Origin of the sequence: Schleiferilactobacillus shenzhenensis LY-73, from assembly GCF_000469325.1 — a bacterium.
GTDB lineage: Bacteria > Bacillota > Bacilli > Lactobacillales > Lactobacillaceae > Schleiferilactobacillus > Schleiferilactobacillus shenzhenensis.
Genome location: NZ_KI271583.1, coordinates 1 through 18,204, shown reverse-complemented (window position 1 = coordinate 18,204; position 18,204 = coordinate 1). Strand labels below are relative to the sequence as shown.

Sequence of the window (18,204 nt, the reverse complement as noted above, 5' to 3'; positions counted from 1 at the left end):
TCCGCGGCCCAGAAGCTAGGGGATAAGGCGGGGCAAGGGTAAAACCTAAGTGCGGGTTTTTCCCTTGCCGGGCGGCTTCCCCAAACGGGTTCCGCCGAGCAGGCCACCATGGTCTAAGGACCCCAAGCCAAAAAGCCCAAGTGCGGGGCTTTTCGGCTTGGGGCCGCTTAGCCCAGGTGGCCTAACCGCTCGGCTCCACCCTCTCTAAAAAAACACCCCCAACAACTACCCACATTATACTGGGTAACCGTTGGGGGTGCTTTGTTAACGACTTAGCAGATTAGTTCTCGCGAGGAGAATTGTTGCCGCCGTTCTTCTTGATGATTTCTTCTTGGATACTCTTCGGTGTTGCAGAGTAGTGGTCGAAGGTCATCGTGAACGTACCACGGCCTTGAGTAGCACTCCGCAGCGTCGTCGCGTAACCGAACATCTCAGCCAGGGGAACGAAGGCGTTGATGACCTTGGCATTGCCGCGGTCTTCCATACCGTCGATCTGACCCCGGCGACCATTGATCTGGCCCATGACGTCGCCCAAGTATTCTTCAGGCATAACGACTTCGACCTTCATGATCGGTTCGAGGATGACTGCACCGGCTGTCGGAACAGCATTCCGCAGGGCCAGCGAAGCAGCGACCTTGAACGCCGCTTCGGAGGAATCGACTTCGTGGTAAGACCCATCATAAAGCTTAGCCTTGACGTCGATCAGCGGGTAGCCGGCAAGGACACCATTGGCCATGGCTTCCTTCAGACCCTGTTCAACGGCCGGAATGTATTCCCGGGGAACAACACCGCCGACGATGGCGTCTTCGAATTCGAAGCCAGCGCCGCGATCGTTCGGAGTGAACTCGATCCAAACATCACCATATTGGCCTTTACCACCGGACTGACGAACGAACCGGCCTTGCGCACTGGTTTGTTTCGTGAAGGTCTCACGGTAAGCAACTTGCGGTTCGCCGACCTTGGCGGACACGTGGAATTCACGGCGCATCCGGTCCACCATGATGTCCAAGTGCAGCTCGCCCATGCCGGCGATCAGCGTTTGGCCAGTTTCTGGATTGGTCTCGGCCTGGAAGGTCGGGTCTTCTTCAGAAAGCTTCTGAATGGCGTTATCCAGCTTGTCCTGATCTTCCTTGGAATCAGGCTCGATGGACACTTGGATAACAGGGTCCGGAATTTCCAGAGATTCGAGGATCAGCGGGTGGTCCGGATCGGTCAAAGAGTCACCGGTGGTGGTGTTCTTCAAACCAATGGCGGCCGCAATATCACCGGAGAAGACTTCGGGGATTTCCTGACGGTGGTTGGCGTGCATTTGCAGCAGACGGCCAACCCGTTCCCGGACATCCTTGGTCGCGTTTTGCACGTAAGACCCGGATTCCAGAGAGCCCGTGTAGACACGGATATAGGTCAGACGGCCAACGAACGGGTCGGTGGCAATCTTGAAAGCCAACGCCGCGAAGGACTTATCGTCGCCGGCGGTCAGCTCAACGGCTTCGCCGGTTTCAGGATCCTTGGCGTTGTATGGCTTGACGTCCAAAGGAGACGGCAGGTAGTCAACAACAGCATCCAGCAGCATCTGGACACCCTTGTTCTTGAAGGCAGAACCCGCTAATACCGGGTAGAACTTCAAGTCGATGGTGGCCCGGCGAATCGCAGCCCGCAGTTCGTCGTTGCTGATTTCGTCGCCTTCCAAGTACTTCTCCATGATGTCGTCATCAACATCAGCGACGGCCTCAACCAGTTCAGTACGGCGCTTCTTGGCTTGCTCCAGGTATTCCGCGGGGACATCCACAGTGTCCCACTTCGTGCCCAGCTCGTCCTCGTCATACAAGTCCGCCTTCATTTCGATCAGGTCAATGACCCCTTCGAATGAATCTTCAGCCCCGATTGGCATTTGTACGGCGTGAGCATTCGCACCCAAGCGGTCGTGCAGCGTTTGTACGGAATAATCGAAGTCCGCACCGATCTTATCCATCTTATTGACGAACACGATCCGCGGCACGCTGTAAGTGGTCGCTTGGCGCCAAACGTTTTCTGTCTGCGGTTCTACACCAGACTGAGCATCCAGGACGGTGATCGCACCATCGAGGACCCGCAAGGAACGCTCCACTTCAATTGTGAAGTCCACGTGCCCCGGGGTATCGATAATGTTGATCCGGTGATCCTTCCACTGGGCCGTTGTGGCCGCGGAAGTAATCGTGATCCCACGTTCCTGCTCTTGCGCCATCCAGTCCATCTGTGAAGCCCCTTCGTGGGTTTCACCGATCTTGTGGATCTTACCGGTGTAATACAGAATACGTTCAGTCGTGGTCGTCTTCCCCGCATCGATATGGGCCATGATCCCGATGTTACGGGTTTTGGCCAGGGGGAATTCACGCGTATTTGCCATGAATTAATGTTTCTCCTTCCAATACTAATACTAGAAATTTCACAAGGTGCAAAAGTTGGCTATCCGGTGAACCAAAGAGCGTCCAAGGAATAGCCAACAGCGTCGATTAGAACCGATAATGTGCAAATGCCCGGTTGGCATCGGCCATCTTATGGGTATCTTCGCGCTTCTTCACAGCCGCGCCAGTGTTGTTGGCTGCGTCCATGATTTCACCGGCCAAGCGCTCCTCCATGGAGTGTTCGCCGCGCAAACGCGCATAATTGACGATCCAGCGCATACCCAGCGTGGTCCGGCGTTCCGGCCGTACTTCGATAGGCACCTGGTAGTTGGAACCGCCGATCCGACGAGCCTTGACTTCCAGAACAGGCATTACGTTCTTCATTGCTTGTTCGAAGACTTCCAAGGGGTCGTTACCGGTTTGTTCCTTAACGATGTCAAAGGCGTGGTAGAGGATCGTTGCTGCGGTCCCCCGCTTGCCGTCATACATCAAGTGGTTGATCAAACGGGATACGAGTTTTGAATTATAAATCGGGTCAGGCAATACATCGCGTGTCGCGACATGTCCTTTTCTTGGCATTGTGTAAAAACCTCCTGTACGTTTACTTGATTAGGTGAAACGAATTACTTCTTCTTCGGGCGCTTAGCACCGTACTTGGAACGGCCTTGCATCCGGCCGTCCACACCAGCGGTATCGAGCGCGCCGCGGACGATATGGTAACGTACACCAGGGAGGTCCTTGACACGGCCGCCACGGATCAAGACCACACTATGCTCCTGCAGGTTGTGGCCGATACCAGGAATATAAGCGGTGACTTCGATTAAGTTAGAAAGGCGCACACGAGCGTACTTCCGCAGGGCGGAGTTCGGCTTCTTCGGCGTCATGGTGCCGACACGCGTAGCCACACCGCGCTTCTGGGGTGCGGGGTTATCTGTCAGCTGTTTCTTCATACTGTTGTAGCCGAAGTTCAATGCCGGGGCATCGGACTTGGTTGTACGAGATTTACGACCTTGACGTACCAATTGGTTAATTGTTGGCATGTATAGGGGTCTCCTTCCAAGTTTTAAATTGATTTGGTTTCGTTGTCCACATATCCAGGCGTGCCCCATTGTCTAAAAAAATAGGAAAATCCCTGGATATTCACTTTCATAATGCCCATCAATCAGTTCAGCACGTTCCGACTTTTGGAAACACTGGATGAAAAAGCACCTTGAAAATAATACCATGCCGGCGGGGCGGCGTCAACAAGGATTATGGAGAGCGCAGCCGGACAGCCTGCTCGCGGAAGCCCGCTTATGCAACACCAAACATCCCCGGGCCGAAGGCTTTGCACTGAGAGCCGCGCGAGACTCCTCATTTTGAAGCGGCACATCCACCTTAGTCTGCCAGCTTGAAAGACAAAATGTTCCCAGAGCACGCCGCAAAAATACCCACACAGGCGCGCGGTGCAATCGATTTCCTCATAGCAGCAGTGCCACCACGACCGCAGTCAAATTCCATAAACTATGCACTGCCATGTCTGTCCGAATGTCGTTCGTTTGAAGAAATGTCCAGCCAAATGTCAGACCCATCCAGAGTCGCGCAGCAAAGCTGTAGAGATTCGTTGGGGCATGGGCAAGCGAAAAGATTATCGCCGTCACCGCAACAAAAATAACTGGATTAAGACGGGGAAAGATGTAGCACGGAACCCCGCGAAAGATGATTTCTTCAAATAATGGGGCAAATATCACCACCATGATGATGAAAACGACGGTCAGCTTGGCTTGAGGCAAAAGATTCGTCTTGACGGCCTGCTTCGTCATCGGCAAGCCGCCGGGAATGAGCCAGAAAAGACCAGTGATGATGCCCGTTCCCACCACCGTAGCCAAATAGCCTTTTAAAAGTGTCTTCCCGCCGCCATGCGCCAATGGCCGGAAAAAGGCTGTCCACAGCTTGGTTTCCCGGGCCGTTAAATAATGATACAGCGCAACAAAGCCGACGCCGAACCCGATGGCGACACTGACCAAAATACTGGTGAGCCCGTTCAGCATACCGGAAAATACCAGCACGGTCATTACAATTTGATCGGCCAAAAAGAGACCGGCCAAAATCAGAAAGCCGATCACCACACGGCCAATTTTCTTACCCGCTGTATTCATGCCAACCCCCGTCCTTCGCGCTGACACCGAGGTTTCTCCACTTGTGCAGAGTATAACATGCCTGGGGCAGTGACCGTATCGGAATTGCTCAGAGTGGCGCCTACTGCGGCATCGATGGGACAGTGTCATGCCTCTCTCGCCGCAGCGTCTTATGCAATCAGAATCTTGACGCCCAAGACGATGTTATAGACCACCATGGCCAAATCAATGGCGAACGCTGCCGCGACGAGCACAATTCCCACGATACTCGTCGCCATATTGCCGCCCGTGATCGCGACAGGGATAAAGAAGATCGCCAAAACAATCGTCAAAGCGGTGGGAATCAAATGCAGCAATAACGCGCGTTTGGCAGTCGCAACCATGTCACTGCCGTTGTCAGCCACCACCCACACGATCAGGGGGAACAGGATTGGTGCAAATATGATTGAGAGGTAGGACAAGCCATTAACGATTTTGTGTTCTTCCATTAGGCTCACGCCTTTCATTTGTCATTGCGGTGTGACCAAATTCTGGCAGAAAACGGGCCAAGGCACGATTTGCATTACCGCATACTCTCGGGATCCAGTTTTGTTTTGTTAACCCAACGCCTGCAGCTTCGCCAAATTTTCTTTGATCGTCGTCGCCGAGTGGGCATATTTCTGCACTTCATCGCTGGTCAAGCGCATGGCCGGGTGGCTAATGACACCGCCGCGGCCAATCATCGTGGGATGGCCGATGCTGACGCCGTAATCGTCATCGTAGGACGAGCACGGGAAGATGCGGTGCGCATCGCTCATGACCGCGCCGGCCATCTCGCAGGCAATGGTGGCGATACCGAAGTTGGTATAATGCTTGGCGCTGAAGATCTGCCAGCCGCCCAGCCGCGCTGCCTCGTTGAGATCCTTCATATTGAAATCCGGCAAATCGGTAATGGGGTCGTTGTTCACCCGCACCGTCGACCAGGCGGTGAACTGGGACTCGCCGTGCTCCCCCAGGTTGAAGCCGCGGACATCGGCGACGTTGACGTGCATTGCCGCCGCCACCGCCCGGCGCATCCGGTAGGTATCAAGCGCCGTGCCCGTGCCGATGATCTGGTTGCGGTTCAGATTCAGCTGCTGCTGCCAATAGGTCACCGCCACGTCGCAGGGATTGCTGATATCGATCAGGACGCCGTGGAAGCCGGACGCCGCCAGCTGCGGTGCGGCATCGTCGATGGCTGCCTTGGTACTCTTGATTTCCGAGTTGCGGTCACCGTTTTGAATCACGCTGATGTCGCCGCCGCTGAAGATCACCACGTCCGCATCCCGCAGGCGGCTGTAATCATTGGCCACGATCTCCGTGTAAGTACTCAGCCCGCCGAGGCTGTCCGCGAGATCCAGCCGCTCGGCCTCGGCCCAGCCGGGCTTGTTGTCGATGATCACCAGGGTGTCCGCCAGCCCCTTCGTGACGATATTGAAGCTGGTCGTGACCCCCACGTGCCCAATACCAATAACACCAATCGTTCTTGCCATATTAGAAAACCCCTTTCTTCACTGCTTGCACTGATTATACCGCTATCGGGTGCGGGTGACGTGGCGTTCGATGCGCCGTTCCGGCAGGACCCACAAGGCGAGGAGCAAGACGTCGACGATGATGGTCAGCGGCGGCCAGACGAAGGCTAGTAAGATGGCCACCAGGTTGCCAGCCATGGAAATGTAGGGCTTGTTGTAGCCTTGGCCAACCAGCTTGCGGATCTCCGGATTCGTCCCATCGGCGTGGATCAACGTGCGGATAAGGACGAAGAACATGGCATCCATGAGAAAGATGATGACCCCAAAAAGCATCTCCGGGCCGTAACTGTCCACATGGTTCTCCCCCACCCAAGCGGTCGCAAAGGGAAACAGCGAGACGAACAGAATGAAAAACGTATTGGCCCACAGGACAGCGCCGTCGATACTGCGGACAATTTGAAATAGATGGTGGTGGTTGTTCCAATAAACTGCCAGGATCAGGAAAGACACGAGGTAGATCGTAAAGATGTGGCGCAGCCCCCACAGGGCACTCAGCGCCCCGCTCTCTGGTGCATGCAGTTCCAGCACCATCACGGTAATGATAATGGCAAAGATGGCATCGGTGAATGCTTCCAGACGTTGTTTCGGCATTGTTTCGTTTCCTCTCCATTGTTTCTTCACCTATAGTATACAAGAGCAAAGAAAGAAATAACCTATTTTGACCTCAGTACCGCTCAATTCCGCGGGTAATCATCCCCCCCCCCCGGCAGTGGCAGCCGGGATTACGCCGGTCCACTGGCCGAGCAAACAAAAAACGAGCAGCCGTGAGCGCTGCCCGTTAGATGATCTGATCGATATCACAAACCGTCAGTAATGGTGTACTGAACGGTCGCCGTATACTGAGCGCCGGCCTTGATTGGATTGGCTGCAGAACGGGCGGAGCTGGTCAATTGAATCTTGGCAAAGTCGATCGTGTACTGATCCCCTGTACCGCTAAAACCGGCGGCAATCGTTTGAACTGGGCCGTATGCATCGGTACTGGGCGTGAGGGTGACCGGTGACGTGCTCTGACTGTATTGGTAAACAAGCTGCAGTGCGGTCAGGGGCGACTGCCCCGCCGTCTGAAAGGGTGTCATCTGCGCGGTCAGGTTCAGTGATTCTGCCCGCTCTGACCCGCTCCGGTAATCGGTAATCGTGAACTTGTTGCCATCCTGGCCGGTGTTGTTATAAGTCGTCTGCACCGTGGGCACCGGGTTTTGCCCAAAGTCCAAAGCAGGGGGAACCAATTCCAAGTATTGCGGCAAATAGACAATGTTGATCGTTACGCCGTCGATTGGCAGCGTCCCTTTGATGGCGGCTGGCTGCTGACTGGCCGGCGCCAAGCGATAGGTTGGCGCCGTGCCCACCGTCGCGGGCGCGTGCCCGGTCAGCACCGTCGCAGCACTGGTCGTCAGATCCGCCGCACTCGTATCAGCAAAATTATACGCCGTGCCCGCGCGTCCTGTCTTGGTATATGTTTTGGTCCCCGGCACTTGATTCCCGTCGGGGTCAACAAACTTGATCGTGGCACTGGCTTCAGGGTTGACCGTCACCGTTGCCAAGTTGGACACGAGCGGATCCGCTTGGGAATACTGCGGATCAGTGGCCGTCCCGGGGACATCGATGGCAAACAGATACAGCTGATGTGTGCCGCCATCGTTGATTTGATCCAGGATGTTGGTGAGTACGGACTGGGGAAAGGCCAGCCAGGTGGTATGCGGCGGATTTTGATCATTACTGGTGGTACTGTAATCCAACGGGGTAGCCGTTAATTTCACATTGTGCACCGTATCCGCCGCCAGCGCCGCGGCACTCTCGGTCATGTCCGGCGCCGTCGTGGACGCGTAAATATTGACCTTTTGCGAATTAGAATCGAATACACCGCCTTGCAGCAAACCTGCCACAGCGGTGGCAGAAGCCCCCTGAGGAATAGTCAGTGTCTTACTGGCCACCGTGATTTTGGGGGGCTGGGCACTGTTGATCGTCGCGTTGAACTGCATGCGTTTGGCCTCTCCGGGGGCCAGGTCCACCGGGGACCACTTCATGGCGATTCCTGTGTCTCCGCTGCTCTTCGTTCGTTTGAAGGCCACTTTCCCCGGTTGTTTGGCCCCGTAAGCCCCATCTGTACTGGTCGGTACCGTGAAAGGATTGGCAGCCATACCAGGATCCGTGGGCGAATTAAACACTAGGGTCGGGTTGTCAAAGCGATAATCCCAACCCGAGGCAGAAATGTCTTCACCAATTTGGGTGGTACTGGGGTTGCCATTCACATAAATGGCAGAAATATTCTGGTCCACCGGCAGCATGTTTGTCCCCAACCAGCCATCCGGTCCGTATGGACTATTGAAATTGTACTGGATGTCGATGTTAGGATTTTTTTCGGTTGAACTGGCGCTGGTCTGAATGTAAAACCCAGGCACCTTGCCCTTCAAGGGACCGGAGGGGGCTGCCGGGCTGTAATAAATCGGCGTATTGTCCGCTTGATTCTTTTGACTGGGTGCGTTTGCCGGATAATGGTTGAACGCCGTGTCGTAAGTTCGCAAGAAATAGATGCCCTTCAGGTCCTGGGTAGTATTGGGCACACCGTTGATTGTCTGCGGATTCGTGACCGTCTCATCCATTGCCATCTGACCGCCGTCGGAGCTGGGGGACAGAGTACTCTGGACATTCAAAACGACTTGGTCCAGGCTTCCCAGCCCTAAATAATTCAATTTAGCAGCACTCGTAATGTACCCGTCGTAATCCAGATGCAAGATATTGTCATTATCCGGGTCGGTGTACATATGCACGTGTTTGATATCATCAAATTGAAAAGTCGGCCTGAAATCATTCCCCGTCTGACCAATAGAGACGGCCGCTGCGTCCTTCATGCCGATGATCAAAGACGAGGTCGTGGGCTGGCGGTCGCCAGACCATTTGGACTTATCCGGCAGCGCGGTAACGTGATAATAACCAAACCAGTTGGGTGCATTGGAATCATTGCTCAAATCATTGTACGTTCCAGAATAACGGATCGGCGTCGTGCCCGACGTGTCTAACAAATTCACGTTCGGAATATCGACCCACTGGGGCAGGATCGGCACATCCGTACTGTGCGTATTATCGCCGTTGTAATACTCGCCATACATGTATTGAAAGGCCAACCCGTTGCCCAAGTTGATGCTGCCGTGGGAACGTTCGATGTCCGGCTGCCAGACGTTGAAGACAATGTGCAACGCCTTGGTCCCGGCGGCATTGTGCGCCGTCAGTGTCACCGGGACCCCTTGATACGTGAGCTTCGTTAGTGCCGCCGCGGTTAACGTCAAAGTCAGCGTGTACGGTGCGGTATTGTTGTAAGCCACGGTCACCTCACTCGCGGTCAACGGTGCCGCCGTCGTGACGTTGAAACTGCTGGCCTGGAACTGACTGAGCTCTGCGTCCGTCATTGTTCCCCGGTTGATACCCGTTGTCGCAATTCCGGCGACACCGCTGCCAGTCATCTGCGCAGTAACCACCCCCGCACTGGTGGGCACAGATTCCAGGTATGTATTCGCCGCAACTGCCGTCGCCCCGGTGACCGCCATCGTCTGGGCCGACTGGGCCAAGACGGATGACGATGCGGCTGCGGGCGCGCTGCTAGTCAGCTGACTGCCGATAGAAGCGGTAGCCGCCGCTACGCCGGGATCAATCTCCGGATGCAATTGGGCGAGCAGTGCTTGCTGGTGCGCCAGCGGTAAACTTAAGAATTGTTGCGGGGTATAGGGCGTGCCGACGACTGCTTGGTAGACCCACACGGGATAAGCGGGATCTCGCACAACGTTATTCGCCGTCCCAGCGGCAGTCCCGTTTTGGGACGCCGCTTGCACCGGCTGGCCTGCTAAAGCAAAAAGTAGCAGGCTGCTGACAACCACCATCAAGTATTTGAAAAACCGCACGCTCATGCGATGCAGCAACATCTTATCCATCGAACAAACCCCCAAAAGCTGACGACATGGTACAATGCCCCGAAATATAACATGATTGCAGATGTTTACAATCCAAACAATTTGCAAACCCGTTTTCCCAGAATGAGCTCTACAGTTTTGCTGTATTCCCTTTCATTCCACTCTACCCACAAATGCAATCGCCCATATGTTTCCTAGACGCATTTCCCATTGTACCATTTATCCCACTTTTGAGAATCTAAAAAATAACAACTATATAACCGGTTGCAGCCGCTTAGGGACCGGTTCAAGACTCGGATGAACCATTTGGGTAATTCTCTGGCAGCAAAAAAAGACCGCCCGGAAGGCGGTCTGAAAAACAATTACGCGCGCGGCGGTCGGCCGCCATTCAGGTCGGCCCCGTTCGTCTCGATCACATGCTGGTACCAATAGAAGGAATCCTTCTTCGAACGAGCCAGCGTCCCCTCACCGGCGTCGTTCTTATCCACGTAGATGAACCCATAACGCTTATCCATCTGGCCGCTGCCGGCGGAGACCAGGTCGATGAAGCCCCAAGGGGTGTAGCCAATCAAGGGAATACCGTCTTCTTCCACGGCCAGCTCCATCTGTTCAATGTGCCGGCGCAAGTAGTCCACCCGGTACGGGTCGTGGACGCTGCCGTCGGGTTCTTTCTTATCGATGGCCCCGAAGCCGTTCTCAACGATGAAGAGGGGCAGGTCATAGCGGTCGGCGAACCAGTTCATGGCGTAGCGCAAGCCTTGCGGATCGATCTGCCAGCCCCATTCTGACCGGGCCACGGTGGGATTCTCCACGCCGTCGCGGCCTTCGACGTACTTGAAGCTCTTCGGCTCGTCCCGCTGGGCCTTGACGGCGAAGGACATGTAGTAGCTGAAGCCGATGTAATCCACCGTCCCCGCCTGGAGCACGTCCAAGTCGGGCAAGGTGATATCCAAGTCGAACCCCGCATTCTTCTGGTACTGCCGCAGCCACTCCGGATAGCGGCCCTTGGCTTGAACATCGGCGAACCAGTACCGTGTCTGCATCGCCCGCTCGGCCTTGAAGACGTCCCGAGGATCGGGGCTGGCCGGATAGATGGGCACCATGGCGATCATGGCCCCGATTTGGAACGCGGGATTGATGCGGTGGCCGATCTGCACGGCCAAGGCGCTGGCAACCGTCTCGTAATGAGCGGTCTGGTACATCACCCGCTCCGCATTCTCCCCCGGCTTCAGCTGAATACCGGAATTGGTGAACAGGGCGAAGGTGCCGTTGTACTCCGTCTGGTTGTTGATCTCGTTGAAGGTCATCCAGTACTTGACCTTATCCTTGTAGCGGGTGAAGACGGTGGTGGCGAAGCGGACGAAGAAGTCGATCACCCGCCGGTCCCGCCAGCCGCCGTATTCCGTCACCAAGTGGTAGGGCATTTCGAAGTGAGAAAGGGTGATCACCGGCTGAATACCATACTTCAGCAATTCGTCGAACAAGTCATCGTAAAACTGCAAGCCCGCCTCGTTCGGTTCGGTTTCGTCCCCTTTAGGATAGATGCGGGTCCAAGCGATAGAAGTCCGGAACGCCTTCAGCCCCAACTCAGCAAACAGCTTCACGTCGTCTTTGTAGTGATGGTAGAAATCAATCGCCTCGTGATTCGGATAATTCTCACCGGGCTGGACACCGTCTGTGATTCGCCGGCCCACGCCATTGCCGCCCGCGGTCATCACGTCGGCCACACTAACGCCCTTTCCGCCGGCCTGCCAGCCGCCCTCCAATTGGTGGGCCGCCACCGCGCCGCCCCATAAAAAGTCCTTCGGTAATCCGCTCATTGTTGTGTTCCGCCTTTCTTCATGCTTTCTTCGTCAGTGTACGGCACAGCGCGGTCACTGCCTACACATTCTTAACCAAATAAAACACCCGGCGAGGAACAAAATATGTTCCTTACCGGGTGACTTGTTATTCCGTATGGGCTTGCCGTTTGGCGGATTCGCGCAGTTCCAGCCGGTGGCCCAGCAATTCCAGAAGATAGACCACCGGCACCTGGGTGGTGTTGTTCAACGTACCGTTCTTGATCTCCGGCATGTAGTACGCGATCACCAAGTCAGAAAGGTGGGCTAAGGGGGAATTAGCTCGGTTAGTCACCGCAATCACCTTGGCCGGCGTGCGCCGAATCTGACTGACCATGTCCAAGACTTCCTTGGTCTCCCCGGAGACGGACAGGATAAGAAAGACCGAGTCTGCCAGCACGTCCGACCCATTAGTCAAGGGCTGAAAGGGGTCCAGGATCGGCAGGGTAAGTTTCCCCGTATTGGCAATGTAGCGGGCACCGTACTGCGCCAGGTAACCGCTGCTGCCAATACCAAAAGTGAAGATTTCCCGGGCCGCCGCCAGCCAGTCCACCGCCTTGTCCAGCAAGGCACCGAAGTCATCGGTGGTCACCTTTCTGAAAAAGTCCGCCAGGGGCACGGTGATGTCGTACTGCTCCGGGTGCTGCTGGTGCTCCTGGTTGAGCCGGTCCTGCTTGAGGGCAAACTTCAGCTCAGAGAAGCCGGCGTAGCCCATCTTGGTGACGAAGCGCAGAATGGTCGTCGTGGACACATGGGCGGCATCAGCCACCGCTCGGATGGTCATGTTCTCCACTGCGTCCCGGTGCTTGGTGATGTACGCGTAGACCTCGTTCTCCAACCCGTTCAGTTCCGTCACTTTTTCGTAGGGAAACATCGCGCCCCGTCCTTTCGAACATCTTTTCTTTAGAATACAGCAATTTCTTCGCACGGAACAGCCGCGCTTGCGTAATGTACTGTGAGGTGAGAAATGATGATCTACTTAGTGGCCAGTCTGCTCGGTACCTGCTGGGCGTCCTTCGTTATGTGCCAGGCCTGGCGCAGTACCCAACCACAGCCCCAGCCGGCCCGATCGTATTGTCCGGCCTGCCGGACGCAGCTGGTGTGGCAGGATAACATCCCCGTTGTCAGTTTCTTGGTGCGCCGGGGGCGGTGCCGCACTTGCCGCGCGGCCATCGACCCGCTGACTTGGTACGCCGAAGTCGTCGGGGCCATTGGCGGCCCCGTCCTGGTCGGCCAGCCGCCGGCGGTGATTGCTTTTGCCATCCTGTTGAGCGGTCTCGCCGCCAGCGATGCCTACCGGTACAACTTCACCGACGGCTGGTTCTGGCTGGGCGCTGCGGTTTGTGTTGCACTCGCTTGGCGTGAACTGCACTGGTGGCCGGCCCTTGCTGTGCTGGCCGCCGGCGCCCTGCCGGTGGCCCTGCACAAGCTGGGCGACGGGGATTGGGAGGTCATCACTCTTGCAGCTCTGCTTTTTGGGCTGACGCCAATCTTGATATGGCTACTGACTGGTAGTGGCTTGGGGATCATATTGATTTTGATGCGCAAGTCTGACACAAACCAGCAGATGCCGTTTTTACCGGTGCTGCTGGTGGCCATGTTCACTTTACTGGCGCACAGAATACACGTGTAGAAATGGGTTTCATTTGCTTGCCATCATACTTACCGTCGGCGTACTCGAAGGCACGTTGCTTTCAGGAGTAGGTACAATAATTACAGGTAAAGTAAGCACTACAGCTAACAGAGCTTTTAACATTAAGGCTTTCATTATTATTCTCCTTGCCTAAAGTATAGTCCCTTGACCATTCCATCACCACGGGTTTCTTCCAACCCCGGCGGTTTCCAAATAAGTGCCGTCCACGAATATCAGGTGTGCTACAATGATGAGAACAGGGGGCCTGAATTATGAATTCTGAATTAGGAGCAGCTGTTCGTGAGCTTCGCGAAGCCCGACACTTAACATTGGATTACGTGAGCCGTGGAATCGTTACAAAGTCGTTCTTATCCAAATTTGAACGGGGACAGTGCAATATCACGTTCCTCAAACTGGTTGCGCTGCTTGACAGAATGCAAATCACGCTTCCGGAATTCATGTACCGCGTACGGCATTTTTCATGGACCCCGACCCAGCATTACTTCAATCAATTGAAGCGTGCAGAAGCTTCCGGTAACGTGGGAACGATTGAGAACATGCTGGAAGATGAAGCGAAGCAAGTGACCTCGTCCAATTCTATTCACGATCCTCACCTCCTTAAAAAGATTGCTGCTGAATGCGCGCTTGCAACCATTGAGGACACCAAAACACAACCAAGGGATGTTGCCGTCGTCCTCGCCCATTTGGCCCAGACTGAGGATTGGCTGCAAGCCGATTTGACTTTATTTTTGTTTGCCATTCCATTCTGCGACGTTCCAACGTTGATCAATTATTCAGTCGCAATCCTGAAGAAAACAGCTGAATACAGGAGAACAGCCAATAATGGCCAGACAGTGGCTAACATCCAGTTGAACATCCTAGCAATGCTGCTCTATCACCATGCCTTGGCTCCTGCCCAATCCCTCATCAACCTGCTCGAACAAGACCCCGACGCGATGTATGCTGCTGAAGACTTTTTCCTCCTTAAACACCTCCAAATCGTTTACCATCACTTGACGTCCAGTACATTTGAGTACCACAAGGCCTATGGACAATTAATGACTGTCATGAGATTTCTAAACGTAGGGACGATCCGAACCGACATTGAACACCAACACCGGTCTTTTTCTGACCTTGATACCAATAAAAAAGGTAAGAATCGTAGTACTAATCAGAACCAATCTTAAGCCTGCGTGCTCAATACTGTTAGGGAGTGCAGAAGCGACCAATAGATACCTGCCGTCCCGTCCAGGAAAGAGTCGTTGGTGACATAGACTTGCCAAGGTAATGGCCATACCAGTGTATTGTTGCGGACCGAGGCACTGGCCAAAAGCAGTTGCCGATATTTTTTGATCAATGGCTGGTCATTAACCGCCTCGGCTAAGATCAACAGGCCAGCCACGCCCCAGCGCATATTGGCAAAGTGGTATTGATGCTGCCGGTCAATCGCATGCAAAATCAGAGCGCCTACGTCAGCATATTGCCGGTTGTGTCGTCCGTACACAATGAAGAACGCCGCTAAGCATTTCCAGTTCGATAGACTGAGAACATGGCTTTTTCCCTGGTTCTGCTTAAGCAATGGGCGGCACTCTTCGACAATCTCAGCTAACGCTGCGTCAACCTTAGCTGAAGGGAAGTGGTCAACGTAACGAGTAAGAAAAATGCCAATCCCACAAATTCCCCGGTCCAATCCATATTTATCCGGCGCTGCCTTCTTGAAGCTGGTCCATGCTGTGGTATCCGTGATCAAGTCAACGCAATCCTCCGCCATCGTCCTGCAGAACCTCCGGATGTTGGGGTCATCGACCCGTCCTTCCAAAAATACAGCAGCAATGCCAATGTCACCATCCGTCAGTGAATATATCATGTTTGAATCATGATATTCGTGGTTGATAGCTGCTTGGCTGATTGCAGACGCGTACTCCTGGTCTGTATGGTCATTCGTAATAGCAGCGTAATGGGAAATCACCTGGGTCAGTAAAATATTGCCATTTACCATTCCAGGATGTTCGTTGACTGGATTCGGGTAAGATTCTTCGATCCAATCCAGAATCCTCCTCAGGTCTGAAATGAATTGCCGATCGCCGGTCTGCTCTGTATAGGACAGTATTACCAATAACAGGCCTATGATGCCTTGGTTTAGACTCACATAACCGGTCGTTCTCGGGAAAACCCCGGCCCCCAGCAGTTCATACTTTTGTCGATAATCAAACTGCTGAATCCTGCTACGAATGTACTGCTGAGCCAAATCAGTTAAACGGGCTGGCTGACACGATTCTATCGTTAGTTGCCGAGGTATGTTGGGAACTCTCTCCGCAGAAGTTAAGCGACGACGGATTTCATCGTCCGCCGTATTCTTATGGGCCATGATCCAGATTCCCAGTGTACCCAAGTGATATTGGGTAGACGTAGTTGCCGTCAACGCCACGATACGTCCCATCTTACTGTAGAAGCGACCTAGATTATCTAACATCTCACTGTAAAGCGGTAAAAACGACGTGGCCATATAATAGAGCAATGCACCAAAAGCATAGGTGTCATTCGCCACTGTCCGGCGACCAAGCTCACTCCCCCGGCCATAAGTGAAAAAACCAGGCGTGCCGCCTTTAGGCGGTATCCGATCACTCGCGAATGATGATGTATCGAAATCAATTAATATTGCTTGATTCTGAGCACCGACAAATACATTGCCCAACGACAAATCACCGTAGACGATACCGCAACCGTGAATTACCGTCAGCTGCTGCAACAGTGACTGCACAACTCTAATCATCTTCTTTTCGCGCTGGGAATCGACTAACCGCATCCGCCCCATTAACGTCTGCAGCGAATCTCCCGTTACTGCCTGCTCCACAAGCAAGTATCGCTGGTTGCTTTCCAGCCGCAAGAGAACCTGCGGGATACGCACTTTACCAGCCAATTTCCGCATAATCAGTGATTCACTGGCGGCACGATCCAGTGCACACGTGCCGCCATCAATTAATTGATTAGCTTTACTCAATTTCAGAATCGCCGGTGATTTATTATATTGGACGGCAAACACTGTATTTTTAGCGTCTTTGCGAATAATTTGTGGGTGCGTGATCCCCAACTGTCTTAACGGGATATGACCCAATATGTCACTTTGACGGTGTTGATGGTGCTGGATTATCGGTAACGGGGTTACCCAAGCCGGTCGATCATGACCCACGGCATAGACATCACGTTCAACATTTCCAGCCGGATTACGCAAACATGGATACCGTTGACCGTGATCGTCAATTTGATAATGGGGATAGTACGTGCCATAACGCAAATAAATATTAGTTCGATCGTATTCGACATCAGTCGGCACAGAAACATGCCACGTACACGGTACCACTGCAGCGAGTGCTTGAACCATCGCAGTCAAGCGATCCACTGACGGGTGTGGTAAATATATGGTGATGATTTTCCCCGTCTCAACATAATCCACTGCACCCGATGTCAACATCAGTAATGCGTGCTGCGTGATTGGCACTTTAAACCAACACTGATGCCGCAACACGACTGGCACAATCTGCGCGACCGTTTCCGCAAAGTGATCAATGGTAACGGAAATATGAATTTTCCAGCCTTGCTGTGGGAGTGGTTGCGGTCCCCGCAAGTACAGCCACGCACTATCGAAGCGAATGGAGTAGTGATGAGCAAGAAACTTGTTTACCTGTGCTATCTCAATCAAGTTATACAACACGATCTTAACCCCCTTTACTGTTGCTGTGTGTCCGGACTGTGCAACTGAATTATTTGATCAAAACGGTCTCGATTTTCTGGATGCAACTGATGTGTCACAAAAAGCACGGTCACTGACGGTAAACTGAGAAATTGGTCCTCTACGTCAATGGCACTAGCCCGATTCAAACTGCTAGTACCTTCGTCGATTAATAGGATCTTCCGGTTACGCAGCAAGCCACGCGCCAAGGCCAACCGCTGACGTTGACCACCAGAGAACAGGCGCCCTTTTTCTCCGGCCAAAGTGTCCAGCCGAGCCGGTAATTGACGGACATAATCCGCCAGATTGCTTTCAGCCAGGGCGTGCCAAATCGCACCATCAGAGAAGTTATCCCCAAGGGTTAAATTATAGCGAATGGTCTCGTTAAAAATATACGGCAGTTGGTCAATATAAAGGACTTGGCCCTGCACCACGGCCAGTGGCAACTGCTTTAACTCCTGTGTACCGAGTCGCACCGATCCTTGATAATTCTTCAGTTTGCCAGACAGAATATTGAGTAGTGTCGACTTGCCTACGCCTGAGTCACCAACGATTGCTACTTTACTGGGGAAGGGCACGGTAAAACTCACCGGGGCCAGCGCCATTTTATTACCATAAGCATAGGTTAACTGATGCACTACTAAGTTATTGGTGATCGTGGCAGTTGCCTCAACCGGATCGGTACGACGGCTGAGCGCATCCAGATGATACTTCTTAAAAAGCGGCGTCACTCCACGGATGGTGTTAAGTTCTGGTCCCAAATTGGCCAGACCATTGTAAACATTGGCTGAAAGTGATCCAGTCGTCATAATGGCGCCAATACTGGTGATTCTCTGAATGGCCAAGTACCCCGTTAAGAATGTGGTTAGTAGCTGACTGGTGACGTTGAGGGCCGCCCCTATTACCGATGATGCTGTATCGATAGTGTTCTGATAGATTCTTACCCGGGCCAATGCAGTACCGCTAGTGTGGAGACTAGCCACCAAATTCTGAGCCCCAATAATTCATGAAGGTGGCGAAAATGGATAGAGACGTACAAAATCTTGGAAA

The 18,204-nt window shown here is 53.6% G+C and carries 14 protein-coding genes; 2 read left to right on the top strand and 12 right to left on the bottom strand.

Annotated features, from left to right (window positions below; all coding sequences use genetic code 11):
- Window positions 1-280: 280 nt before the first annotated feature.
- The 10 genes from fusA to L248_RS02070 form a co-directional block, all read right to left on the bottom strand.
- Window positions 281-2,386 (bottom strand): elongation factor G, encoded by a 2,106-nt coding sequence (gene fusA, locus L248_RS02115; protein WP_022528401.1) that lies wholly within the window; start codon window positions 2,384-2,386, stop codon window positions 281-283.
- Window positions 2,387-2,492: 106 nt separating this feature from the next.
- A complete protein-coding gene (rpsG, locus tag L248_RS02110) occupies window positions 2,493-2,963 on the bottom strand; it encodes a 30S ribosomal protein S7 (protein ID WP_040534441.1) in 471 nt (156 codons plus the stop codon).
- A gap of 44 nt (window positions 2,964-3,007) precedes the next feature.
- Window positions 3,008-3,424 carry a 30S ribosomal protein S12 gene (rpsL, locus tag L248_RS02105; protein ID WP_022528399.1) on the bottom strand — a complete coding sequence of 139 codons (417 nt, stop codon included), beginning with the start codon at window positions 3,422-3,424 and terminating at the stop codon, window positions 3,008-3,010.
- 420 nt (window positions 3,425-3,844) lie between these two features.
- Window positions 3,845-4,522, bottom strand: a complete 678-nt coding sequence (locus tag L248_RS15020) for a CPBP family intramembrane glutamic endopeptidase (RefSeq protein WP_022528398.1) — start codon at window positions 4,520-4,522, stop codon at window positions 3,845-3,847.
- A gap of 149 nt (window positions 4,523-4,671) precedes the next feature.
- The gene (locus L248_RS02095) at window positions 4,672-4,989 is read right to left on the bottom strand and encodes a DUF4870 domain-containing protein (RefSeq protein ID WP_022528397.1); all 318 of its coding nucleotides are present in this window, start codon (window positions 4,987-4,989) and stop codon (window positions 4,672-4,674) included.
- Window positions 4,990-5,097: 108 nt separating this feature from the next.
- Window positions 5,098-6,012 carry a lactate/malate family dehydrogenase gene (locus tag L248_RS02090; RefSeq protein ID WP_022528396.1) on the bottom strand — a complete coding sequence of 305 codons (915 nt, stop codon included), beginning with the start codon at window positions 6,010-6,012 and terminating at the stop codon, window positions 5,098-5,100.
- Window positions 6,013-6,054: 42 nt separating this feature from the next.
- Complete coding sequence (locus L248_RS02085) at window positions 6,055-6,642, bottom strand: TMEM175 family protein (RefSeq protein WP_040534439.1); 588 nt, start codon at window positions 6,640-6,642, stop codon at window positions 6,055-6,057.
- Window positions 6,643-6,848: 206 nt separating this feature from the next.
- Window positions 6,849-9,974, bottom strand: coding sequence for a WxL domain-containing protein (locus L248_RS02080; RefSeq protein WP_022528394.1), 3,126 nt, complete (start codon window positions 9,972-9,974; stop codon window positions 6,849-6,851).
- A 341-nt stretch (window positions 9,975-10,315) separates the two neighbouring features.
- Window positions 10,316-11,773 (bottom strand): 6-phospho-beta-glucosidase, encoded by a 1,458-nt coding sequence (locus tag L248_RS02075; protein WP_022528393.1) that lies wholly within the window; start codon window positions 11,771-11,773, stop codon window positions 10,316-10,318.
- Window positions 11,774-11,900: 127 nt separating this feature from the next.
- Complete coding sequence (locus L248_RS02070; protein ID WP_022528392.1) at window positions 11,901-12,665, bottom strand: MurR/RpiR family transcriptional regulator; 765 nt, start codon at window positions 12,663-12,665, stop codon at window positions 11,901-11,903.
- Between the two features lie 93 nt (window positions 12,666-12,758).
- Here L248_RS02070 and L248_RS02065 point away from each other — a divergent pair, with 93 nt between their 5' ends.
- Window positions 12,759-13,424, top strand: a complete 666-nt coding sequence (locus tag L248_RS02065) for a prepilin peptidase (protein WP_022528391.1) — start codon at window positions 12,759-12,761, stop codon at window positions 13,422-13,424.
- A 272-nt stretch (window positions 13,425-13,696) separates the two neighbouring features.
- Window positions 13,697-14,611: a helix-turn-helix domain-containing protein gene (locus L248_RS02060; RefSeq protein WP_040534434.1), complete on the top strand. Its 915-nt coding sequence runs from the start codon at window positions 13,697-13,699 to the stop codon at window positions 14,609-14,611.
- Here the strand turns inward: L248_RS02060 and L248_RS02055 are convergent.
- Together L248_RS02055 and L248_RS02050 are read right to left on the bottom strand one after the other, a co-directional pair.
- Window positions 14,608-17,133: a class III lanthionine synthetase LanKC N-terminal domain-containing protein gene (locus L248_RS02055; RefSeq protein ID WP_155828541.1), complete on the bottom strand. Its 2,526-nt coding sequence runs from the start codon at window positions 17,131-17,133 to the stop codon at window positions 14,608-14,610. The two genes, L248_RS02060 and L248_RS02055, sit on opposite strands and share 4 nt — an antisense overlap.
- 17 nt (window positions 17,134-17,150) lie before the next feature.
- Window positions 17,151-18,137 (bottom strand): ATP-binding cassette domain-containing protein, encoded by a 987-nt coding sequence (locus L248_RS02050; RefSeq protein ID WP_245585269.1) that lies wholly within the window; start codon window positions 18,135-18,137, stop codon window positions 17,151-17,153.
- Window positions 18,138-18,204 lie beyond the last annotated feature (67 nt).